Source organism: Nocardia yamanashiensis NBRC 100130 (assembly GCF_001613325.1).
In the GTDB taxonomy this organism is placed as follows: Bacteria; Actinomycetota; Actinomycetes; order Mycobacteriales; family Mycobacteriaceae; genus Nocardia; species Nocardia yamanashiensis.
The window spans coordinates 31,065-52,259 of sequence record NZ_BDCD01000002.1 but is presented as its reverse complement, the minus strand read 5'-3'; the positions used below and the strand labels follow the sequence as shown (position 1 = coordinate 52,259).

General features: G+C 67.4%; 23 protein-coding genes. 16 read left to right on the top strand and 7 right to left on the bottom strand.

From position 1 onward, the window contains the following. Nucleotides 1-24 precede the first annotated feature (24 nt). A complete protein-coding gene (locus NY1_RS00325; protein WP_067706433.1) occupies nt 25-510 on the top strand; it encodes a hypothetical protein in 486 nt (161 codons plus the stop codon). Nucleotides 511-516: 6 nt separating this feature from the next. Here NY1_RS00325 and NY1_RS00320 read toward each other — a convergent pair whose 3' ends face one another. The 5 genes from NY1_RS00320 to NY1_RS00300 all read right to left on the bottom strand — a co-directional run bounded on the left by NY1_RS00320 (nt 517) and on the right by NY1_RS00300 (nt 4,685). After that, a complete protein-coding gene (locus NY1_RS00320) occupies nt 517-1,560 on the bottom strand; it encodes a DUF8320 family protein (protein WP_067706430.1) in 1,044 nt (347 codons plus the stop codon). Continuing rightward, on the bottom strand, nt 1,547-2,833 hold the full coding sequence (locus NY1_RS00315) for a sensor histidine kinase (RefSeq protein ID WP_067706427.1): 1,287 nt from the start codon (nt 2,831-2,833) through the stop codon (nt 1,547-1,549). The genes NY1_RS00320 and NY1_RS00315 overlap by 14 nt, the downstream gene beginning before the upstream one ends. Beyond that, nucleotides 2,830-3,528: a response regulator transcription factor gene (locus NY1_RS00310; protein ID WP_233434149.1), complete on the bottom strand. Its 699-nt coding sequence runs from the start codon at nt 3,526-3,528 to the stop codon at nt 2,830-2,832. The genes NY1_RS00315 and NY1_RS00310 overlap by 4 nt, the downstream gene beginning before the upstream one ends. 98 nt (nt 3,529-3,626) lie before the next feature. Beyond that, a complete protein-coding gene (locus NY1_RS00305) occupies nt 3,627-4,028 on the bottom strand; it encodes a flavodoxin family protein (RefSeq protein ID WP_067707711.1) in 402 nt (133 codons plus the stop codon). A gap of 60 nt (nt 4,029-4,088) precedes the next feature. Beyond that, entirely contained in the window at nt 4,089-4,685 is a 597-nt protein-coding gene (locus tag NY1_RS00300; protein ID WP_157575162.1) for a hypothetical protein, read from the bottom strand. Between the two features lie 127 nt (nt 4,686-4,812). Here NY1_RS00300 and NY1_RS00295 point away from each other — a divergent pair, with 127 nt between their 5' ends. Together NY1_RS00295 and NY1_RS00290 are read left to right on the top strand one after the other, a co-directional pair. Further along, the gene (locus tag NY1_RS00295) at nt 4,813-5,022 is read left to right on the top strand and encodes an NfeD C-terminal domain-containing protein (protein WP_218028271.1); all 210 of its coding nucleotides are present in this window, start codon (nt 4,813-4,815) and stop codon (nt 5,020-5,022) included. Nucleotides 5,023-5,031: 9 nt separating this feature from the next. Then, complete coding sequence (locus tag NY1_RS00290; protein WP_067706421.1) at nt 5,032-6,483, top strand: flotillin family protein; 1,452 nt, start codon at nt 5,032-5,034, stop codon at nt 6,481-6,483. Here the strand turns inward: NY1_RS00290 and NY1_RS00285 are convergent. Further along, on the bottom strand, nt 6,480-7,985 hold the full coding sequence (locus NY1_RS00285; RefSeq protein ID WP_218028270.1) for a methionine--tRNA ligase: 1,506 nt from the start codon (nt 7,983-7,985) through the stop codon (nt 6,480-6,482). The two genes, NY1_RS00290 and NY1_RS00285, sit on opposite strands and share 4 nt — an antisense overlap. A 354-nt stretch (nt 7,986-8,339) precedes the next feature. Here NY1_RS00285 and NY1_RS00280 point away from each other — a divergent pair, with 354 nt between their 5' ends. The 5 genes from NY1_RS00280 (at nt 8,340) to NY1_RS00260 (ending at nt 11,044) form a co-directional block, all read left to right on the top strand. After that, nucleotides 8,340-8,756 carry a roadblock/LC7 domain-containing protein gene (locus NY1_RS00280; RefSeq protein ID WP_233037733.1) on the top strand — a complete coding sequence of 139 codons (417 nt, stop codon included), beginning with the start codon at nt 8,340-8,342 and terminating at the stop codon, nt 8,754-8,756. Next, entirely contained in the window at nt 8,746-9,570 is an 825-nt protein-coding gene (locus NY1_RS00275; protein WP_157575161.1) for a hypothetical protein, read from the top strand. Before NY1_RS00280 ends, NY1_RS00275 begins: the two co-directional genes overlap by 11 nt. Continuing rightward, the gene (locus NY1_RS00270) at nt 9,567-10,037 is read left to right on the top strand and encodes a roadblock/LC7 domain-containing protein (RefSeq protein WP_233037729.1); all 471 of its coding nucleotides are present in this window, start codon (nt 9,567-9,569) and stop codon (nt 10,035-10,037) included. The genes NY1_RS00275 and NY1_RS00270 overlap by 4 nt, the downstream gene beginning before the upstream one ends. An 11-nt stretch (nt 10,038-10,048) precedes the next feature. Further along, nucleotides 10,049-10,420, top strand: coding sequence for a hypothetical protein (locus tag NY1_RS00265; RefSeq protein WP_067706418.1), 372 nt, complete (start codon nt 10,049-10,051; stop codon nt 10,418-10,420). 99 nt (nt 10,421-10,519) lie between these two features. Then, complete coding sequence (locus tag NY1_RS00260) at nt 10,520-11,044, top strand: hypothetical protein (protein WP_067706415.1); 525 nt, start codon at nt 10,520-10,522, stop codon at nt 11,042-11,044. Here the strand turns inward: NY1_RS00260 and NY1_RS00255 are convergent. After that, a complete protein-coding gene (locus tag NY1_RS00255) occupies nt 11,022-12,449 on the bottom strand; it encodes a DHA2 family efflux MFS transporter permease subunit (RefSeq protein ID WP_067706412.1) in 1,428 nt (475 codons plus the stop codon). The genes NY1_RS00260 and NY1_RS00255 overlap by 23 nt on opposite strands. 86 nt (nt 12,450-12,535) lie before the next feature. Here NY1_RS00255 and NY1_RS00250 point away from each other — a divergent pair, with 86 nt between their 5' ends. The 8 genes from NY1_RS00250 (at nt 12,536) to NY1_RS00215 (ending at nt 20,990) form a co-directional block, all read left to right on the top strand. Next, entirely contained in the window at nt 12,536-12,976 is a 441-nt protein-coding gene (locus tag NY1_RS00250) for a MarR family winged helix-turn-helix transcriptional regulator (RefSeq protein ID WP_067706408.1), read from the top strand. A 58-nt stretch (nt 12,977-13,034) separates the two neighbouring features. Beyond that, nucleotides 13,035-13,769 carry a GntR family transcriptional regulator gene (locus tag NY1_RS00245; RefSeq protein ID WP_084534579.1) on the top strand — a complete coding sequence of 245 codons (735 nt, stop codon included), beginning with the start codon at nt 13,035-13,037 and terminating at the stop codon, nt 13,767-13,769. Nucleotides 13,770-13,859: 90 nt separating this feature from the next. After that, nucleotides 13,860-15,353 carry an NCS1 family nucleobase:cation symporter-1 gene (locus NY1_RS00240; RefSeq protein WP_067706406.1) on the top strand — a complete coding sequence of 498 codons (1,494 nt, stop codon included), beginning with the start codon at nt 13,860-13,862 and terminating at the stop codon, nt 15,351-15,353. 5 nt (nt 15,354-15,358) lie between these two features. Further along, nucleotides 15,359-16,105: an aspartate/glutamate racemase family protein gene (locus NY1_RS00235; protein WP_067706403.1), complete on the top strand. Its 747-nt coding sequence runs from the start codon at nt 15,359-15,361 to the stop codon at nt 16,103-16,105. Then, nucleotides 16,102-17,316: a DUF6986 family protein gene (locus tag NY1_RS00230; RefSeq protein ID WP_067706400.1), complete on the top strand. Its 1,215-nt coding sequence runs from the start codon at nt 16,102-16,104 to the stop codon at nt 17,314-17,316. The genes NY1_RS00235 and NY1_RS00230 overlap by 4 nt, the downstream gene beginning before the upstream one ends. Further along, complete coding sequence (gene alc, locus NY1_RS00225) at nt 17,313-18,335, top strand: allantoicase (protein ID WP_067706397.1); 1,023 nt, start codon at nt 17,313-17,315, stop codon at nt 18,333-18,335. Before NY1_RS00230 ends, alc begins: the two co-directional genes overlap by 4 nt. A 6-nt stretch (nt 18,336-18,341) precedes the next feature. After that, the gene (gene puuE / locus NY1_RS00220) at nt 18,342-19,259 is read left to right on the top strand and encodes an allantoinase PuuE (RefSeq protein WP_067706394.1); all 918 of its coding nucleotides are present in this window, start codon (nt 18,342-18,344) and stop codon (nt 19,257-19,259) included. Nucleotides 19,260-19,544: 285 nt separating this feature from the next. After that, nucleotides 19,545-20,990, top strand: a complete 1,446-nt coding sequence (locus tag NY1_RS00215; protein WP_067706391.1) for an HNH endonuclease signature motif containing protein — start codon at nt 19,545-19,547, stop codon at nt 20,988-20,990. Nucleotides 20,991-21,195 lie beyond the last annotated feature (205 nt).

Below are 21,195 nucleotides of genomic sequence, written 5' to 3'. Positions count from 1 at the left end.
CAGAAATGACAGCACACTGGTGTCATGAACCTCGACAAGTACACCGCCCAGCTGCGCGAGAATCTGATTGCCGCGGCCGCGCTCGGTGACGAGAAAACCCAAGCCACCGCCGCCGCGCTGGCCGCCGCGACCGAACATTCCACCCGCCTGGTGCTGCTGGCCGCGCTGTCGGACCTGGCCGCCGAAGTCAACGCCACGCTCCCCGACCGCACCGTGCACGTCTCGGTCGACGGCACCGACGCGCACGTGGATGTGCGCAAGACCCCCGGCGAGGAGGAGCCCCAGCAACCCACCTTCGAGGAGATGACCGGCGATATCAGCCGCGTCACCCTGCGTCTGGTCGAGCAGATCAAATCCCGCGCCGAGGAAGCGGCCGCCCAGTCCGGGCAGAGCCTCAACTCCTGGCTCGGCGCCGCCGTCCAAGGCGCGCTCCGCGATCAGATGAAGCGCGCCAACGGCCCGCGCTGGGACCGGCCGAACAACTGGGACAAGCCGAGCGGCGGCGAGTGAAGACCGTCAGTCGATGACGGTGACGCGACCGTCGGTGTCGATCTCGGTGCGGTGATCGTTGTCGGGCGTGTCGGCCAGCACCGTCGCCAGCACGCGACGGCCGAGCGGCAGCACGCGGACGGTGATCGATCCCGAATTCGCCGCGTCCAATTCCCTTGTGGCGGCGTCGATCACCCGCTTGCGCACCCATTCCGGCACGCCGCCGAAGCCGCCGTCGTCGAGCAGCACGACCTCCACGCCGCGCGACCGCGCACCCCGCGCCGCACCGCTGAGCTCGTCGGTGACGAGTTGCGGCGCGCGCAGCCCGTCGCGGAGTTCGGCTTCCAGCAACCGGCATTCCTCGCGTTCGACCGCGGACAGTTCCGCGCCCTCGGCGATGCGTTCCAGGATCGGCCGCGCCACCCGGTCCAGCCGGGACAGCTGCCGGGTGCGTTCGTTGTCGGCGGCGGCCATGGTCGCCTCGGCGGCGGCGCGCAGCATGGCGTCCTCGCGCAGCAGCCGCAGTGAACGCTGCATGGGCCGCATGACCGCCGCGAACACGGTGATGGCGGTGACCGTGCCGACCGGAATCAGCGATCCCACAATGGTTCTGGATTCGAGATTGTCGCCCAGCCCGGCCAGCAGCAGCACGCCCGCGGTGGCGATCACGCCGACCCATGCGGTGCGCACCCGCCCGCGCAGCACCAGCACCGCGAACACATAGGACGACGCGAACGCCGACCACACCGACTGCTGCCCGTGCGGATGCACCGGCAACATGGTGGTCAGGGCAGTGGCCACGGGCGGTGCGGCCGCGGTGAACACCGCGATGGGCAGCGGCAGCGGATCCACCGGCACCACCAGCAGCAGCGCGGCCGCGCCCAGCATGAGCAGGGTGCCGAGCAGCGCCGCCCAGGTCGGCGACTCCCCGAAATTGCGGACCATATACAGGACGATGGTGGCCTGCAGGATCACCAGGAACAGCCAGGCGGCCCGCCCGCGCAGGCCGAGCAGATCGCGCAGCCCGAACCGGGGATCCAGTTCCGGTACGCGCACGTCAGCGGGAGCCATCGCCACCCCACACCAGGGTCACCGTGGTGCCCTCACCGGGCGCGGATTCCACGAATCCGGAACCGCCGGCCAGCTGCCGCATGCGCCCGAGAATGCTCATGGACACCCCGAGCCGGTCCGCCGAGACGGCCGCCAGGTCGAATCCCGCACCGTCGTCGTTGAATACGATCCGGATGCTGCCCGCCGACACCGTGGTGGTGACGGTGCGCCGCACTTCACGCCCGGTGACGTGCGCGTGCCGCAGGCTGTTGCGCACGGCTTCGCTGAGCGCGGCGGCGATGGTGCTGGCGGCGTGCACCGGCATGCGCAGGTCGTCGTAGCCCGGCCAGGTGCGGGTGGCGAAGCGAATGCTCGGATTGACCTCGTGTACGGCGGTGCGCAGGAACAGCACCGCCGAGCGGGCGTCGAGCAGATCCGGATCGCGTTCGGTGCTGTATTCGTCGAGTTGTTCCAGGGTGCGCTCGGATTGGCGGCGCAGCACATCGGATTGCGCGCCCGCGCGGGAGGCTTCGAGCAGGGTGGAGAGCACGGCGTCGTGAATGAGCGCGGCGAAGCGGGCGTGCTCGCGGTCGCGGGCCTGCGCGGCGGCAGCGGCGGCGGCGCGCCGGCTGGCGATGGCGGATTCCCGGTCCACCCGCGCCGCGGCCCCGGTCGCGGCGGTGCCGCACCAGACGAACAGCGCCGCCAATCCCGCTGCGCGCAGGAAGTTCTCGGCCACCAGCAGCGGCGTCACGTGCGCGACGGTGTAGACGGTGGACAGCGCCGCGGACCCGGTGGTCACCAGCAGATAGGTGATCGAGAGCCGGGTCGGCCAGGCCAGCACCGCCGCGGCCACCGCCAGCGCGGTCACCCGGTACGGCCACACCGTGGTGGCATCGACGCTGTGCGGGTCCAGGGCGAACGGAATGGTCGCGAGCGCGCCGAGGAAACTCACGGCGGCGCAACCGGACACCACTCGCACATACCGGGATCCGGCGAATGCCGACACCACCGCGATGATCGGATACCAGCCGAAGGCCAGCGCCGTCGAGACCACCGCCCACCAGGGCGAGGCCAGCCGGCCCTGTTCGGCGATCTCCGGTAATTCGAAGCAGCACACCAGGATTCCGGCGATGCCGACGGAAATCCCGAGCCGCCGCATGATCCGGTCGTAGGCGGCGGTGGCGGGATCGTCGGCCACGGTCAGGCCGCCGGTCACCCGCTGCACGAACTGGGACATGGCGGGCAGTGCGCGCCGGGCGGGCGCGGAGTCGAGAGTGCCCGATGCGGTCATGCGCGCGGATGCCGCTCGGGAACGGGCAGCCACCCGTCCTCGACCGCACGCTTGTACAGATCGGTCTTGGTCGGCGCCGGCCGTCCGGCATCGGCGTACTTCTGCCGGATCCGGCCCAGATAATCATTGACCGTCTGCTCGGACAGTCCCGTCATCCGGGCCACCCGCGAAGCCTTCTCCCCCGACGCGTACAACTGCAGCACCTGCTGCTGCCGCGGACTCAACCCCACATTCGACAATTGCGGATCGCCGTCGATGGCGGCCGCCCAGTCGGTGGTCACCACCTGCTCCCCGCCCGCGGCCCGCCGCACCGCACTGACCACGGTCTTGGCGTCCTCGGACTTGCGCACCACACCCAGCACGCCCGCCCGGGCCGCGGCCCGCACCATGAACGGATTATCGGCCCCGGTGAACACCAGCACCTCGATCCCCCGCGCCCGCAGCGCCCGCACATTGTCTTCCGGCGAGGACCCGTCCGCGAGCCGCAGATCCAGCACCACCAAATCCAGCCGCGGGGCAGCGGCCAGCAATTCCGCCACCGTCCCCGCGGTGGTGACCAACTCCAGATCGGCCTCGGGCGCGAGCATCGCACTCAACCCGATGGCAACCGACTCGTGGTCCTCGACCAGCCCGATACGACGAATCCCCGACTCTTGCCCCAGCACGGCGGCCGTCACCTCTTCCCACACTCCCACGAATCACTTGCCAAGCAGTATGCCGGTGATCGCCCCCGATCTGTCAGCCACCAGAATTCAGGGCGTCGAGCGTCCGGCGTGGTCACGGCACGCGAAGTTCACGCCATGAGCTGGGCGGCGACCGTCGCACCCAATTCCCAGCAGGCCTGGATATCGTCCTTGCCCGGTTTCCCCGAAACCGTCACGTAGTCGGCCGCTTTCACCCACCCCAGACCCGTCGTAATGGACGTGACGCCCTTTTCCGCTCCCTCGGTGCCTTCGTTGCCGTGGATGTAGAGCCCGAACGGGCGGCCGCGCGTCGAATCGAGGCACGGGTAATAGATGACGTCGAAGGCGTGTTTCAGGGCGCCGCTCATGTATCCGAGGTTGGCGGGGGTGCCCAGGAGATATCCGTCGGCTTCCAGCACGTCGGTCGGGGTGACCGCCAGGGCGGCGCGGCGGACCAGCTCCACTCCTTCGATCTCCGGGTCGGTCGCGCCGGAGACCACGGCCTCGAACATCGCCTGCGTGAACGGCGACGGCGTGTGATGGATCAGCAGCAGTTTCGGCACCACCCGAGCCTAGGACGTCACGGTTTCCCAGTCGAAGCGTTCTTCCCCGGCGAGCCCGCGCTCCAACTGCTCGTAGAACAGAGACTCCCCGACCCGCAGGCCCTCGATGGTGGACCCCAGATCCACGCCGTGCACGAACCGCGCCGACTCCCGGCCGACCTCGAGCGCCGCCAGCCATCCGTCCCAGTCCGCCCCGCACAACCCGCCACTGGTCTCGGCCCAGAAGAGCGCGATATCCGCCGCACCAGCCGTTTTGAATCGACCGGCCCCGGCCAGCGCAAGAAACGCGGTGAACACGTCCGATTCGATATATCCGATATCGAACAGGTACACGTGCAACGCCTCGTCTCGATGAACCAGCACGGTCACCATCGGCACGCCCCCACGCCCAATCTCCCGCCGCTTCCGAAAGAACTCCCGAGGCGTCACCCCCGTCTCGGCCCGCCCCCACGCCGAATCCGACGCTTTCCCATCCCAGAACCACCCGTCGAACACCGCGCCGGGATTCCCGACGACCTCCACCCCTGGAATCGGCGTATCGAGCCACTCCTCGAATCCGTCCCGGCTCATAGCGATTCGAGCCGCCACCATGAAACTGTCCGTCACGAGCCGAGGGTAAGCGAAGGGACCGACAAGCGCGGCGGCCGTATGATTTTCGTAAAGAAAAGACTCAGCGAATCGGGCCGGGACTAGCGTGATCTGGTCGGGCACCGGCAGCTCGGGGGTGAGGTTCATGGCGGCGGATGTGATCGGCAAGTATGCGCGAGTCACGGCTGCTATCAAGCCTGGACGCCTCGGGGAGGTTCTGATCGAGGTGCGGGCGGGGACCGAGCGGTTCCTGGCGCGGGCCGCGGACGGTGAAACGACGATTCCCAAGCACGCTCAGGTGCTCGTCATCGGGAGTCTGGGCGGTCGCACCGTTGAAGTCGCTCTTTTGGAATGAAGGTACATCGTGGACGCCCTGGTCTATGTCGCGGTCGGGTTGGCGTGTGTCGCAGTCGTATTGCTCGTGGTGCTGTTCCGTCTGTCCTGGCGAGTCGCCGAACCCGATGAGGCGCTGATCATTTCGGGGTTCCGGGCCGGTACGGGGCCGGGCGGGTCGGGTGAGAGCATGGGGTTCCGGATCGTCACCGGGCGGGGTTGCCTGGTCGCGCCCGGGCTGACCAAGGTGCGGCGGATCTCCTTGGAAGCGCACGAATCTCAGATCGTGGTGCCGTGCGTGAGTTGCCAGAAGATCAATCTCGCGCTCACCGGCGTCGTCATGTACAAGGTCGGGGACGACTATCCGTCGATCGCCAATGCGGCGCGGCGGTTCCTGGATCGGCCGGCCGACGAGCTGGAGACCAAGGTGCAGAACGTGTTCATCGGGCATCTGCGGGCGATCGCGGGATCGATGACCGTGGAGGACATGATCAGCGATCAGGACAAGTTCTCCGAGCAGGTGCGGGATCGGTGCTCGCAGGAGATGGAATCGTTCGGGCTGGTGATCGACTCGTTCCAGATCCAGTCGATCGCCAGCGAGTCGAATTACATTGCGAATCTGGCGATTCCGCACCAGGCACAGGTGGAGCAGCACGCGCGGATCGCCCGCGCCAATGCCGAGCGGGCGGCGATAGAACAGGAGCAGACCGCGCAGGCACAGATCGCGCTGTCGGTCCGCGACACCCAGATCAAGAAGGCCGGATATCAGGCCGAGGTGGATCGGGCCACCAAGGAATCGCAGCAGCAGGGGCCACTGGCCGAGGCCACCGCGCGGCAGGCCGTGGTGGAGGTGGCGACCCGGGTCGCGCAACTCGAGGCGCAACAACGGGAACAGCAGCTCCAGGTGGAGATCCGCAAACCGGCGGATGCCGAAGCCTATCGGCAGACCACGCTCGCCACCGCCGGACGCGATGCCCGGATCAGTCAGGCCGAGGCGGATGCGCAGGAAACCCGGTTGCGCGCCGAAGCCGCCGCGGCGCAGACGAAGTTGCAGGCACAAGCCGAGGCCGAGGCGATCAAGTTGCGCGCCGCCGCCCAGGCCGAGGCGACCCGGCTGACCGGGCAGGCCGAAGCCGATGCCATCCAGGCACGGGGCCTGGCCGAAGCCGAGGCGGTCCGCGCCCGGATGGCAGCCGAAGCCGCGGGCATCCAGCAGCGGGCGGAGGCGATGAGCAAGAACCAGGAGGCGGTGATCGCCCAGCAGGTCGCGGAGCATCTTCCCGAAATCGTGGCGGCCGCGGCGAAACCGTTCGAGCACGTGGGCCAGTTCACCGTGCTCAACGGCGCGCAGGGCGTGACCTCGGCGCTGGCCGAGATCATCCAGCAGGCCGGCACCCTCACCTCGATGGCCCGCGAATCCCTGCTGCCCGCACTCAAACCCGAAGCGGCGGCGGCGAACGGTGAGGTGCCGCAGCGCACTTAGGCCGCGCCGAGCCTGCGCTGCACCGGCCGGGGCAATGGCACTCGGCCGGTCGGGGTGGGCGTGCACTGGGCGGTGACGCGCGCGGCGAGATCGGGTAGGAACGGCGTCAGATGACCGGCGATGGCCCGGCACGACTCCCAGAGCGTGGCCAGCACCGCCTCCAGATCGGGGTGCCCCGCATCGAATTCCCATGGGCGGATGTCATTGACGTACCGGTTGGCCGCCGCCACGATTGCCCGTACCGCCTCGGTCGCCGCCCGGAAATCGTAGTCACCCAGCGCTGATTCGATCCGGGCATCCGCTGCGGCGAGCGCCTCGTAAAGCTTCTCGGACTGCGGCCCAAGAGAATTCGTGCTCGGCGCCCTGCCGTCCAGCTTGCGATGAACGAGACTCACAGTGCGGTTCAACAGATTTCCGAGTCCGTTGGCCAGCTCGTCGTCGGCACGATGTACCAGCCGCGCCTCGGTGAAGTCGGCGTCACCGAGCCGCGGCGGTTCCCGCAGCAACCACCAGCGCACCGCATCGACACCGTACTTCTCAACCAGATCCAGCGGATCGATGACGTTCCCGGTCGACTTGCTGATCTTCTTGCCGTCCAGGGTGAGGTAGTCGTGCACCAGGATCTCGGTGGGCAGCGGCAGGCCGGCCGATAGCAGCGCCGCGAGCCAGTACACGGCGTGGAATCGCAGTACCCCCTTGCCCACCAGATGGATTCGCCGATCCGCGCCGATCCACCAGCGCTGCAGCTCTGTCTCGTCGGTCCCGTACCCGAGCGCGGTGATGTAGTTGGCGAGCGCGTCCCACCATACGTAGACCACCTGCGTCGCATCCCCGGGCACCGGAATTCCCCATCCCCGCGCCCGCGCCACCGACCGCGAGATCGAAAGGTCTTCCAGCCCAGCGTCGAGAAACGCGAGGATCTCGTTGCGCCGCTCGATCGGTTCGATCCGTACCGTGCCGTCGGTCAGCACCCGCCGCACTTCGTCCTGGTATCGCGACAACCGGAAGAACCAGTTGTTCTCCGCCACCGGCTGCGGTGCGGTGCCGTGGTCGGGACATCGCCCGTCCACCAGTTCCCCGGGCGTATAGAACTGTTCGCACCCCACGCAATACAGCCCCTCGTAATGCCGCCGGTACAGGTCGCCCGCCGCCGCTCCGGCCCGCCACAGCTGCTCCACCCCCGGACGATGGCGCGGATCGGCGCTGGTGCGGATCACCGAGTCGATCGACAGCGAAAGTGGTTGCGCGAGTGCGGTGAACGCCGCCGCGTTGGCGTCCACGAACTCGCGCACTCCGACTCCGGCGGTCTCGGCCGCGAGCACGTTCTTGAGCGAATTGTCATCGGTCCCGGTGTGCAGCCGCACCGCGGCGCCGCGCCCGCGCAGATACCGCGCGAGCACATCGGCCTGTACCAGCTCGAGTACGAACCCCAGGTGCGGGCGCGCGTTGACGAACGGCAGCGTGGTGGTGAGGTAGACGGTCATCGGATCCTCCATGGACATGGCGGGGGCTCCGACCCCGAACACGAATCGAGGCCCCGGTGGTCAGGGCCTCGAAACGGTTGTCGCGCAGCGTCAGTGGCCCCGGGTGCGGGGCATCATGACGGTGTGCGCGGACGTGTTCACACCCGGAATGCTACCGGCGGAACCGAGGGTGCGACAGCGAGTTTTTCATGCGGCCCGCAACGCCCGCACTGTCATTCCGTGCCACCTTTCGAATACCAATAGGTATTCTTTTCGGCCTTCCGCAGGAAAGACATTGGGTGCGCGGAATTCTCGGGCAAACGCCGCACATTGATCATGAAGCGTGTGTAGCGTCGGGCTTGCTCGAAGGACCTACATTGAACAAGTGGTGGCGTGGTGCTCGGTATTGACGGCTGCTTGAAACGCATCGGGGAAATTCCCGGCGCCCGCAGCGTGACACTGGTAGATGGCGCGAGTGGCCTGGCGATAGCGGCGACCGGTCGGCACGAACTGGTGGATCCGGATGAAGACGCCGCTGCCACAACGGATGTCGTGCGCGCCGTGCTGGCCTGCCCGGCGCTGGCCAGCGGGGTGGACGGGGACGAGATCACCGAGATCATCGTGTGCGGCCCGCGTGGTTATCACCTGTTGAATTTGATCGACGGTGACTTCGACGGACGACTGTTCGTTCATGTCCTCTGCGACGAGGACGGCGGAAATCTGGCCCTCGCCAGATTCCAGCTCCGCACCATTCTTGCGGAATTTGCTGGCGGGCCCGTCGAATTTGCTGAGGGCCGGCATGCGCGGTGAGCTGGCGGCCGAACTGGCCCGGCTGGAATCCGAACGGCTAACCGGAGTCCTGCGGACCGGCGACGGCGCCTTCCACCTCATCGAGGGCGTCGTCGCCGGTGCGGATTGCCGCCGCACCCCCGGCCTGGATCGCATGGTGATCGAGGCCGGGGTGGCGACCGCCGCGGACTGGCAGCGCGCCGGCCTCGGCGATCCGGGACACGTGCTGGAACGGCCGCGCCTGGAAGCCCTTGCGGTGCTGTCGATCTTCGACGCCGCCTACTTCCTGCTGTCGGCCCCGTCGCTCGCGGAATTCCAGCCCGCGCCCCCGCACTGGCTGGCCGGGGTCTGCCAGGTTCCGCCCCGGGCCCTGATCCACGAATGCGCCCGGCGCGGCGATCCCGGCCCCTGGTCCGCGAGCCTGGTGGACCGGGCCCCGGTGGTCCCGGTCCGCCGCACCCGATGCCGCCGCGTGGTGCTCACCGGCGGGCAGGCCGAGATCCTCGCCGCCGCCGACGCGCGCCGCAGCATCACCGCGATCGCTCAGGACCTGGGCCGCACCGCCTACGGCTGCCTGGTGGCGGTCCGCGAACTGACCGCGGCGGGCCTGATCGAACCGCCCGCCCCGCACACCCCGGTCGTGATGACCGACTCGGTGATCACCGAACCGGTGGTCGCCCCCGCCGTCACCGGTCCGGTACCGCTGCCCCGCCGCCGCCGTGGACAAGCGACCGCCGTCGCGCCGCCCGCGCCGCTGCCGGTGCCGGAGCTGTGGGAACCGGTGGACCGGGACATACTCGTCCGCCTGCGTGCGGCTTTGAAGGAGCTCGCGTGATCACGCGGAAGAAGAAGCTCGGCGATCTGATGGGAAGGTTGACCAAGGTGCCGATGCCCGAAACGAATACGCAGGTGCTGGCGGAGCTGAAGGCCCTGCGTGAGCGGGTACCCCAGGTGACCGGATCGCTGGTGGCGTCCAATGACGGACTGCTCATCGCGCACGATCTGCCCACCCATATCGAACCGACCGCCATGGCCGCCATGACGGCCGCGCATCTGTCCCTCTCGCACCGGCTCACCGTCACCGCGCACGGCGGCGGCTTCCACGAGGTGGTGGTGCGCGGCACCGGCGGCCACGTGGTCATCTACGCGGCGGGCTGGACCTCGCTGACCGTGCTCGCCGAACCCGAGATCAATATCGGCCGTCTGCATCTGGAGTCGCGCCCGGTGGCCCGCGCCATCGCCGACCATCTGGCCGTCACCGCCAAGAACGGCACCAAGGACCCGGCAACGAAAACCGAATGAAAGGAAAACGCATGTCCAGCATGGATATCGCACTCAAGGACATGATGGTGATAGACGGCTCCATAGGCGCGGCCGTCGTCGACTACAACAGCGGCATGGCGCTGGGGATGCTCGGCAGCTCCAAGCAGCTCGACCTGCAGGTCGCCGCCGCCGGCAATACCGAAGTGGTGCGCGCCAAGATGCGCACCATCGAACAGCTCGCGCTGGGCGAGACCATCGAGGACATTCTCATCACCCTCTCCAGCCAGTACCACATCATCCGCCCCATGACCGGGCGCAAGTCCAAGGGCCTGTTCCTCTACTTGGCCCTGGACCGGGACCGCGCGAACCTGGCGCTGGCCCGGCACCGGCTCAAGACCATCGAAGAGGAACTCGAGGTCTGAGCCAGGCGCGCACAGCGCCACAACGGAATCCGTCGGCTTGTAGGGTTTCGGGGACACCGGACGACTCCGGTGACCTGCGGGATGAAGGGATGGCCGAGGATGTCGGACGAGCCGTTCGAAGTACTACTGGACGACTTCGAGAAGAAGGACGAGTGGGAGGTGAGCGGAGCGGGCGCGGCCCGCACGCATCTCACCACTTTCGTGGAGGGCGCGCCGAACAAGGAGCCCGGAGTCTACGCGGATGGTGTTGCCGGGCGTGACATCCGGGCTCTGGTGCTGCTGGTGCGTTCGGCCACGGACGATTTCGAGGTGGAACTCGTCCGCACCGCGGGCGCGGACTACCCGATCGCCGGTGAGCTGGCGGCGGTGAACCTGTGGATCCGTTCACCGCACGCCGCGCTCTCGGTCTACGCGCACCTGCGCGATACCGCCGGGCAGACCCGGGAGCTGTTGCTGGGCAAGGTGTCCTGCGATCCGGAATGGAAGCGGATCGGCGCGCAGCCCGCCGACCCGATCACCGACGCCACCCTGACCGGCTTCACCCTCCGCCTCACCGAAGTGGTCAAGACCTCCGGCGAGGTGATGATCCTGCTGGACGATCTCACCGCGCGGACGCGTTCCTGAGCAGCACCGACAGCACCGCCGCGAGCAGCGACAGCCCGGTGATCCCGGCGAAGGCCAGCTGGTAGCCCGATACCGGAGCCCAGCCCGAAGCCGTTGCGCGGGACAGGATCACCGCGATGCCCGCGACGCCCACCGCACCGCCGATGCGCTGCACGATATTCACGAACGCGGTGGCGTCGGGCAGCTGCTCGCGCCGCACCGAGGCGTAGGCGGCCGAGACGAGCGGCATGGCGGCCACGCCGGTCGCCATCCCCGCCAGCAACAGCAGCACCTCCACCAGCAGCACGTTCGCGTTCACGGGCAGCAGCGCGAACGGCAGGAAAGCCAACGCCACCAGCAGATTTCCGGCGATGGCTACCCGGCCGCCGCCGAACCGGTCGGACAGCCGCCCGCCCAGCGGCAGCATGATCACGCCGCCCGCGCCGAACGCGATCAGCTCCACCCCGGTCCGGATCAGGCCGTCGCCGTGCAGGACCTGGAAGTACAAGGGCAGCAGGACCATCGCGCCGAACATGGAACCGCCCGCGAAGAATCCGGCGGTGTTCGCGGTGGCGAAGGCGCGATTGGCGAACAGCCGCAGCTCCAGCAGCGGAGCGCTCATGCGCAGGCCGCGCACCACGAATCCGGCCATACCGGCGAGGCCGAGCACGATCGGCAGCCACACCGAAAGCGCTGCGGCGGAACCCTTCTCACCGATCTCCGAGAGCCCGTACACCACCGCCGACACCCCGCCGCCGGCCAGCACCAGCCCGAGCACGTCCAGCGGCTGCGTGGCCGTGCCCCGGTCCAGCGGCAGATACCGCAGGCCCAGCGCCAGGCCGATCAGCCCGAACGGGATATTGATCAGGAACAGCCATTCCCAGCTCCAGTGCGCGAGCATGAGCCCGCCGATGGTCGGGCCGATGGCGGGCGCGCCCACCACCGCGATGCCGACCACGCCCATCACCCGGCCCATGCGCTGCGGTCCGGCCGCCTGACCGAGGATGGTCTGCCCCGCCGGGATCATCAGCCCCGCGGCCAGGCCCTGCAGAATCCGCAGTGCGATAAGCCAATTCGCGGTCGGCGCGAAGGCGCACGCCGCCGAGACCACGGTGAAGGCGGCCAGCGCCAGCAGCCACAGCCGCCCCACCCCGACGCGCCGGGCCAGCCAGCCGACGATGGTGAGCGAAACGCCCAGGGCCAGTAGATAACCGCTGGCCACCCATTGAATCGTGGCGAGCGAGGCGTGCAGGTCGGCCCCGATGGTGTGCAGGCCGATATTCACCAGCGAGGTGTCCAGCATGCCCATGACCGCGCCGAAGACGACGACGCCCGCGGTGCGCCAGACGTGGGCGGGGATCTTGCCGGAGTCGGCGGGTGGATTCGGAGCGATGGGGGTTGCGTCGTCCGTGCGCGTCCGCGACATCGGACCCCTCCTTCAGTTGTTGTTGAGCACTACAATTGCTGAGCTTAACAATGATTGAGTAGCTCAACAATAGGTAGAATCAACAGGTGATCGAGGACCGCGAGTACCACCCCCGGGGCCTGCTGCGTTTTCCCACCTACGCGCTCGGCAAGCTGCACAAGAAGGTGCACAGCGAAGTCGACTCCAACCTGCGCGAACACTGGGTGCTGACCTATCTCGCCGATGAAGGCGAGATCTCCCAGCAGGCCATGGCCGATGCCATGGAGATCGATCGCAGCGAAGTGGTGCGCCTGGTCGACAGCCTGGAGAAGGCCGGCCTGGTCACCCGGCAGCGCGATCCCGCGGACCGGCGGCGGAATTTCCTGGTCATCACCGCGGCCGGGAACCGCCTGCGGGAGCAGACCGACGCACAGCTCGCCGAGACCACCGATCGGCTGCTGCACCGCCTGACCCCGGCGGAACGCGCCACCCTGCACCGGCTTTCGCTCAAGGCCCTCGGCTACGAACCGGACGAGGCCGGACCGTAACGAACCCAGCGGTCTGGATACCCATTGCGCCCCGGCCGCGAACCGCTACCGTGTGCACGTGCCTTCTCGACCCCGGCTCCCCCGCCTGCCCGCGCTGACCCCGCCCCTGGACGCCCGGCGCGGCTACCACCAGGCGGAAATCCTCAACGAGCTGCGGCGACTGATCATGGAAGGCAATCTGCCGCCCGGGACCGGCATGCCGCTGGGCGAGCTGGCCCGCAGTTTCGGGGTGAGCGCCATCCCCGTGCGCGAGTCGTTGCAGACGCTGATCGGCGAAGGGCTGGTCGAGCACAAGCCCAATCTCGGATACCAGGTCACCCTGCTGACCACGCGCGAGCTGCGGGAGCTGTACGTGGTCCGGGAACGCCTCGAATCAGCGGCCCTCGCCGCCGCCGTCGACCGGGCCACCGCGGCCGATCACGACCTGGCCCGCGAGACCCACGGCCTGCTCGAACAGGCCATCCTGACCGAGAACGCGCTCGCCTATCACCGCGAGACCCGCAACTTCCATCTGGCGCTGGTCCGCCCGTCCGGCATGGCGCGCGTGGTGCACATGCTCGAATACGCCTGGAACATCACCGAACCCGTGCAGCCGATGGTGCACGCCAGCACCGCGGACCGCATCGTGCTGCACGCCGACCACTCCAAGCAGCTGGCCGCCTTCCTCGCCCGCGACGCCGAAGCGCTGCTGTCGGCAACCGATGAGCACCACCTGCGGTTGAACGGAGTAGTGTCGCGCCTACCTACCGATACCGGACTTTTTGCGGAACCTGACGATGTAAAAGATATATAGTTTCAGCAATATCCGGGCAATACCGACTCGATAGCGTCGCGCACACCTGTGGTTCCGATGACCGGGACCCGACGAGATCGGATGTGCGAGATGACCGAAACCGTTGCGCCGTCGGCAGCGCTGCCGGCGACCAACGCGCCGGATTACGATCCCCGGCTCACGAACGAAGACCTGGCCCCGCTGCGCAAGCAGACCTGGGGCACCTACAACATCTTCGCGTTCTGGATGTCCGACGTGCACAGCGTCGGCGGGTATGTAACCGCGGGCAGTCTCTTCGCGCTCGGCCTGCACTCCTGGCAGGTGCTCATCGCTCTGGTCGTGGGCATCACCATCGTGTACGGGCTGTGCAATCTCGTCGCCAAGCCGTCGCAGGTGACCGGAGTTCCGTATCCGGTCATGTGCCGCAGCTCGTTCGGCGTGCTCGGCGCGAACGTGCCCGCCATCATCCGCGGCCTGATCGCGGTGGCCTGGTACGGCATTCAGACCTTCCTGGCCTCGGCGGCCCTCGATGTGGTGCTGATCAAGCTGTTCCCGAGCCTGGGCAAGTACGCGGTGGTCGGCGACTACGGCTTCCTCGGACTGTCGGCGCTGGGCTGGGCCAGCTACCTGCTGCTGTGGGTGCTGCAGGCGGCGGTGTTCTGGCGGGGCATGGAATCGATCCGCAAGTTCATCGACTTCTGCGGGCCCGCGGTGTACGTGGTCATGTTCGTGCTGTGCGGCTACCTGATCTGGAAGGCCGGCTGGAGCGCCATCGACCTGAACCTGGGCCAGGCCACGCTGAGCGGCTGGTCGGCGGTGCCGGTCATGCTGGGCGCCATCGCGCTGGTGGTGTCGTACTTCTCCGGGCCGATGCTGAACTTCGGTGACTTCTCCCGCTACGGCAAGTCCTTCGCCGCGGTCAAGCGGGGCAATCTGCTCGGGCTGCCGGTGAACTTCCTGGTGTTCTCGCTGCTGGTGGTGGTGACGGCGTCGCTGACCATTCCGGTGTACGGGGAGCTGATCACCGATCCGGTGGAGACCGTCGCGCGCATCGACAACACCTTCGCGATCGTGCTGGGAGCGTTGACCTTCACCATCGCGACCATCGGCATCAATATCGTCGCCAACTTCATCTCGCCCGCCTTCGACTTCTCGAACGTGAACCCGCAGAAGATCAGCTGGCGGATGGGCGGCATGATCGCCGCCGTCGGGTCCGTGGTGATCACGCCGTGGAACATGTACAACAACCCCGACGTCATCCACTACACGCTGGAAACCCTCGGCGCGTTCATCGGTCCGCTGTTCGGCGTGCTCATCGCCGACTACTACCTGGTGCGCAAGCAGAAGATCATCGTGGACGACCTGTTCACCATGAGCGAGCGCGGAAGCTACTGGTACCGCAAGGGTTACAACCCGGCCGCCGTGCTCGCCACGGTGATCGGCGCGGCCGCCGCGGTCTTCCCCGTCATGACATCCGGCACCTTGACCGGTATGTACACCGCCGCGCAGTACAGCTGGTTCATCGGCTGCGGGCTGGGACTGATCTGCTATTACCTGCTGGCCACGCGCGGACCGCTGAAGCTGTCCGTCGCCGGAAATCGGTGAGGAACATGCGAATTCGAGTCATCAACCCGAACACCACCGCCGCCATGACCGCGGTGATCGAGGAATGCGCGAAATCGGTCGCCGCGCCGGGGGTGCTGATCGAGGGGATCACGCCGAGCATGGGGCCGGCGTCCATCGAGAGCCATTACGACGAGGCGCTCGCCGTGCCCGGGCTGCTCGCCGAGATCGCCGCGGGTGAGGCGGCGGGCGTGGACGGCTACGTGATCGCATGCTTCGGCGATCCCGGGCTGGACGCGGCGCGGGAACTGGCGCGCGGGCCGGTCATCGGGATCGCGGAGGCGGCCATGTACGCGGCCAGCCATCTGGGGCGGTCGTTCAGCGTGGTGACCACCCTGGCCCGCACCGCCGGGCGGGCCCACGATCTCGCGGAACGCTATGGGATGCAACGGTTCTGCGCGGGCGTGCACGCCTGCGAGATCCCGGTGCTGGAGCTGGAGGACCCCAAGGCGCGCCGGGTCATCGCCGACGCCTGCCGCGACGCCGTGCACGCCGACAATTCCGATGCCATCGTGCTGGGGTGCGCGGGCATGGCGGATCTGTGCGAATACTTGACCGAGGAGGTCGGGGTGCCGGTGGTGGACGGGGTCGCCGCCGCCACGCTGACCGTGCAATCGCTGGTGACCATGGGCTTGCGCAAGTCCGGGCGCGGGGAGTTCGCGGCTCCGCTGCCCAAACGGTACGTGGGATTGCTGACCGGATTCGGGATCGACGAGCAGGAGGATCGGGCGTGACATTGTCACCGGATGTGCTGGCCGGGTTGGGAACTCGGCTGACCGGCGTGGACGCGGAACTGGCGCGGGACTATCCGGGTGACCGGCCCGGGCAGCCGATCCACACCGCGTACATCAGCGGTGCCGATGCCGCGCCGGACATGCCCGCGGTGTGGGGTGCGGCGGCGGTGGAGCTCGCCGAGACGCATCGGGAGCTGCTGGGCGAGCTGGCCGGGACCGAAGTGGTGTGGCGGGTGCTGCATGTGCTGCGGGAGCGGCCGATTCAGGATCTGCGCTTCGACTTCGAGGACGGGTACGGGACGCGCGGGGACGAGGTCGAGGACGCCGATGCTTTGCGGGCCGGGGCGGCGTTGAAAGCGCTGCCGGCCGAGGTGATCTCGCGCGGCATCCGGATGAAGGGGCTCACCACGCTCGAATGGGCGCGGGCCGTGCGGACGCTGGAGAAGGTCCTCGAAGGCGCGGGCGGGGTCCCGGACGGGTTCGTGTTCACGGTGCCGAAGATCCGGCATATCTCGCAGGTGGATATCGCGGTCGAGCTGTGTGACGCAATGGAATCCGCGCACGGGCTCGCCGCCGGTTCGCTGAAGTTCGAGCTGCAGATCGAGAGCCCGCAGGCCGTCATCGCCGCCGACGGAAGCGCGCCGGTCGCCCAGGCGATTCACCGGTCAGCCGGACGCTGCACCGGATTGCATTACGGGACTTACGATTACAGCGCCGCGTGCGGGATCTCGCCGCAGTTCCAGTCGCTGGAGCATCCGGTGGCCGATCACGCCAAGGCCGTCATGCAGGCCGCCGCCGCGCAGACCGGGGTGTGGGTGTGCGACGGGTCCACCCAGGTACTGCCCATCGGCACCGAAACCGAAGTGCGGGCGGCGATCTCGCGGCACTTCCACCTCGTCACCCGCTCCCTGGAACGCGGCTACTACCAGGGCTGGGATATGGGCGCCGGGCATCTGGTCACCCGCTGGCTGGCCACCTTCAACTTCTTCCGCAACGCGCTGGGCGTCGCCGCGCCGCGCATCAGCCGCTACCTGGATCGCCAGGGCGGCGCGGTCATGGACGAACCCGCCACCGCGCAAGCCCTCGCCACCGTGGTGCTGCGCGGATTGGATTGCGGTGCGTTCGGATCCGACGAGGTCACCGCCCTCGCCCCCAAAGCCACCGTCGAGGTATTGCATCAATTGCGAGAAAGGAAGATTCCGGCGCTATGAGCGACGTCGATTTCACGCTGCTTCCCGACCTGGCCGTCCGCACCCTCGGGGGCGCGGTGGTGTGGGCCAATGACGAATCCTTCGCCGAGAAGGAGAACCTGATCCGCCCCGAGGAATCGGAGTACTCGCCCGCCACCTTCGGGCACAAGGGCCAGGTGTACGACGGGTGGGAGACCCGCCGCCGCCGTGGGGAGGTTGGCGCGTTTCCCGCCGACGACGACTGCGACACCGCCATCGTGCGGCTGGGCGTGCCCGGTGTGATCAAGGGCGTGGTGGTGGACACCGCGTGGTTCAAGGGCAATTACCCGCCCGAGGTGTCGGTGGAAGCCATTGCGGTGGAAGGGTATCCGTCGGTCGAGGAGCTGGTCGCCCTCGATGGCTGGACCACCATCGTCGATCGGGCCAAGGTCGAGGGCGATTCCAAGAACCCCTTCGGTGTCGATTCCGGCAAGCGCTGGACCCACGTCCGCCTGCGCATGTTCCCCGACGGCGGCGTGGCTCGGCTGCGCGTGCACGGGGTGGCGAAACCCGATCTGCGCCTGCTCGATTCGGGCCCGTTCGATCTGGCGGCGCTGGAGAACGGCGGCCTGGTCGCCGACTGCTCGAACCGCTTCTACTCGCATCCGCAGAACGTCCTCATGCCCGGCCGCGCCCGCGTCATGGGCGACGGCTGGGAAACCGCTCGCGGCCGCGACAAGAACACCAACGACTGGGTGCTGGTCCAGCTCGTCGAAGAGGGTGTCCTGAACATGGTCGAGATCGACACCTCCTACTTCCTGTTCAACAGCCCGGGCGCCGCCTCCCTCACCGGAATTCGCGCCGACGGCACCGAGGTCGAGCTACTCCCCCGCACCGTCCTGCAACCGGACACCCGCCATCGCTTCGGCATCTCCGTCGACTCCCCCGTCGTCCAGGTCCGCCTCGACGCCTACCCCGACGGCGGCTTGGCCCGCCTGCGCGTCATCGGCACCCTCACCGACGCGGCCCGCGACCGCCTGCGCGCAGCCCAGGAAGCGTGATCTCCCATGAGCGACTTCGACCTCACCTACCCCCGGGACATGGTGGGCTACGGCCCCAACCCGCCGCACCCGCACTGGCCCGGTGACGCCAATATCGCCGTCAACTTCGTCCTCAACTACGAAGAAGGCGGCGAGAACAACGTCCTCGACGGCGACCCGGCCTCGGAAACCTTCCTCTCCGACATCGTCCCCGCGGCGGCTTTCCCCGACCGCCACATGTCGATGGAATCCATCTACGAATACGGCTCCCGCGCCGGCCTGTGGCGAGTCCTGCGCCTCTTCGAAGAGCGCGACATCCCCCTCACCATCTTCGGCGTAGCCCGCGCCTTGGAGCGAAACCCCGAAGCCGTAGCCGCCTTCAAGCGTCTGGGCCATGAAATCGCCTGCCACGGCCTCCGCTGGATCTCCTACCAGTCGGTGGACGCCGCCACCGAGCGCAAGCACATGGAAGAGGCGGTGGGCATCATCACCCGGCTCTTCGGTGAGGCCCCGAAAGGCTGGTACACGGGTCGTGACTCGCCGCAAACCCGAGAATTGGTTGTAGAGCACGGCGGCTTCACCTACGACTCCGACTCTTACGCCGACGACCTTCCGTATTGGGTCAAGGTAGGCGACAGGGACCATCTGGTCCTTCCCTACACCCTCGAAACCAACGACATGCGCTTCTCCTCCCCCGCCGGCTTCGCCAACGGCGAGGAGTTCTTCACCTACCTGAAGGACGCGTTCGACGTCCTCTACGCCGAAGGCGAATCCGGCTCTCCCAAAATGCTTTCGGTCGGCCTCCACTGCCGAATCGTCGGGAAGCCTGCCCGCGCCAAGTCTCTCGAGCGTTTCCTCGACTACGTTCAATCTCATGAAAAGGTGTGGTTGACCCGCCGCGTCGATATCGCCGAGCATTGGCGGAAGGTGCATCCGGCTGGCTGAAACAGCTTGTGGTGCAGGATTTGCGGCCCGGAACCTTGACTGGTTTCGGGCCGCGGTCGAAGACAAAAGAAAAAAGATGGAAGTGTGGTTGCGTCGCCTGCCCTGCCGGGCCTTAGCTCACGCGACTTGGGAGCCTCGACCTGCGGTCTTCGACGGTGGTGGCTGCACGCATCACCTTTTCGAAATAAGAGATTCAAAGATTTCAAGATCGGTTGTGGTTGAAAAGGGTTGTATCACTTTGTGATTCACATATACCTCTGTGGAGCTCGTACGTAAAATAGAGGCATGGGGACGCAGGGGGAATTCATCGACGCGGTGGCGGACTTCGCCGACGCGGCGGCTTCCCTGTTGACCGCATCGTTGAATACGCTCACTGACGGTGAAATCACCGCGGTGTTGAAGAGTATCGAGGCTTCCAAGCGGCGGCTCGAAGCTGTGGGGCATCGGTTGACTATCGAGGTTTCGGATCGGTCTATGCCTGCGCGGGCTGGATGTGCCAATACTGCGGGGTTTCTTGCTGAGACGCTGACGCTGTCGCGTGCGGAGGCGAAAGCGCGGGTCAATGCGGCCACGCATGTCGGGGTGTTTCGGGATATGCATGGGGTCGAGCGGGAGCCGTTGTTGCCCGTTGCTGCTGCTGCGCAGGCTGAGGGAGACATCTCGGGGGATCAGGTGCGGGGAATCGTTAAGGTGCTCAACCGGATTCCGGCCGCCGCGCCCGTGGGGGCCAGGGGTGAGGCCGAAGGGATTCTGGTCGCGCATGCTCGGTCCGGCGGGTCGCCTGATGATCTGCCGAAGATCGGCGAGGCCATTCTGGCGCGGCTTGATCCCGACGGCACGCTGAGCGACGAGCGTGATCGCGCGCGGGTGCGGGATCTGACGCTGGGCAAGCAGCGCGTCGACGGGATGTCCACGCTCAAAGGGGAAATCGTTCCCGAGCTCCGGGCTCTGCTCGAACCTGTGCTGGCGAAGTACGCGCGGCCGGGTATGTGCAATCCTGCCGATCCGGAAAGCCCGACTGCCGCGGATGCCGACGGGACTGTGGATCGGGCGGTGCTGGATGCTGCTGCGGCGCGAGACACTCGCACCAGCGGACAGCGCAATCATGATGCGCTGCTGGCGCTTTTGGGTTCGAGCGTGTCGCTGGACGGGCTCGGTAGTCACCGCGGATTGCCTGTAGCCACCGTGATCACGATGAGTGTGGAGCAGCTCGAAGCCGTCGCCGGTGTGGCGACCACTGCCACCGGAGGTACCGTTCCGGTCGCGCAGGCGGTCAAGCTTGCGGCCGTGAAGGGGCCGCAATTCCTGGCCGTGATGGATCAGGCGGGAATGCCGTTGTACCTCGGGCGTTCTCGCCGCCTGGCCAGCTCCGCGCAGCGGATGGCGCTCATCGCCGCCGAGAAGGGCTGCACCCGCCCCGGGTGCGATGCTCCCGCTTCGATGACCGCTGTCCACCACGTCACCGAATGGTCCAAAGGCGGCAAGACCGACCTGGACAACCTGACATTGGCTTGCGATCGTTGTCACGCCCTGATCCATGACGGACCCGGCGGCTGGAAAACCGTTGTGATGCCGAAAGATTCACGCTACCCCGGACGAACAGGTTGGATAGCCCCTGCCCACATCGACCCCACCGGGACACCGAAGGTCAATCACCGACACCACGCCGGAGAAATGATGGAACGCGCCTTGGCGCGCTCCCACCCCCGCCCCTTCATCCCGAGATCCTGAAATTCCCGGAATCGGGAAAATCCCGGAACCCGGAAATCCCGGAACCGGGAAAATCTCTAAAAGGTGATGCGTGCAGCCACTACCGTCGAAAACCGCAGGTAGAGGCTCCCAAGTCGCGTGAGCTAAAGCCCGGCAGGGCACACGACGCAACCACACTTCCGGCTTTTAATCTTTTGATCTTTTGCTCTCCGCACCCACCCACGAA

Bases quoted from the DNA above. Each gene is read 5' to 3' on its own strand.
- NY1_RS00325 (WP_067706433.1), top strand. From the start codon at position 25: ATGAACCTCGACAAGTACACCGCCCAGCTGCGCGAGAATCTGATTGCC.
- NY1_RS00320 (WP_067706430.1), bottom strand. From the start codon at position 1,560: ATGGCTCCCGCTGACGTGCGCGTACCGGAACTGGATCCCCGGTTCGGG.
- NY1_RS00315 (WP_067706427.1), bottom strand. From the start codon at position 2,833: ATGACCGCATCGGGCACTCTCGACTCCGCGCCCGCCCGGCGCGCACTG.
- NY1_RS00305 (WP_067707711.1), bottom strand. From the start codon at position 4,028: ATGTTCGAGGCCGTGGTCTCCGGCGCGACCGACCCGGAGATCGAAGGA.
- NY1_RS00295 (WP_218028271.1), top strand. From the start codon at position 4,813: ATGGCGGCGGATGTGATCGGCAAGTATGCGCGAGTCACGGCTGCTATC.
- NY1_RS00285 (WP_218028270.1), bottom strand. From the start codon at position 7,985: ATGTCCATGGAGGATCCGATGACCGTCTACCTCACCACCACGCTGCCG.
- NY1_RS00275 (WP_157575161.1), top strand. From the start codon at position 8,746: ATGCGCGGTGAGCTGGCGGCCGAACTGGCCCGGCTGGAATCCGAACGG.
- NY1_RS00265 (WP_067706418.1), top strand. From the start codon at position 10,049: ATGTCCAGCATGGATATCGCACTCAAGGACATGATGGTGATAGACGGC.
- NY1_RS00260 (WP_067706415.1), top strand. From the start codon at position 10,520: ATGTCGGACGAGCCGTTCGAAGTACTACTGGACGACTTCGAGAAGAAG.
- NY1_RS00255 (WP_067706412.1), bottom strand. From the start codon at position 12,449: ATGTCGCGGACGCGCACGGACGACGCAACCCCCATCGCTCCGAATCCA.
- NY1_RS00240 (WP_067706406.1), top strand. From the start codon at position 13,860: ATGACCGAAACCGTTGCGCCGTCGGCAGCGCTGCCGGCGACCAACGCG.
- NY1_RS00235 (WP_067706403.1), top strand. From the start codon at position 15,359: ATGCGAATTCGAGTCATCAACCCGAACACCACCGCCGCCATGACCGCG.
- alc (WP_067706397.1), top strand. From the start codon at position 17,313: ATGAGCGACGTCGATTTCACGCTGCTTCCCGACCTGGCCGTCCGCACC.
- puuE (WP_067706394.1), top strand. From the start codon at position 18,342: ATGAGCGACTTCGACCTCACCTACCCCCGGGACATGGTGGGCTACGGC.
- NY1_RS00215 (WP_067706391.1), top strand. From the start codon at position 19,545: ATGGGGACGCAGGGGGAATTCATCGACGCGGTGGCGGACTTCGCCGAC.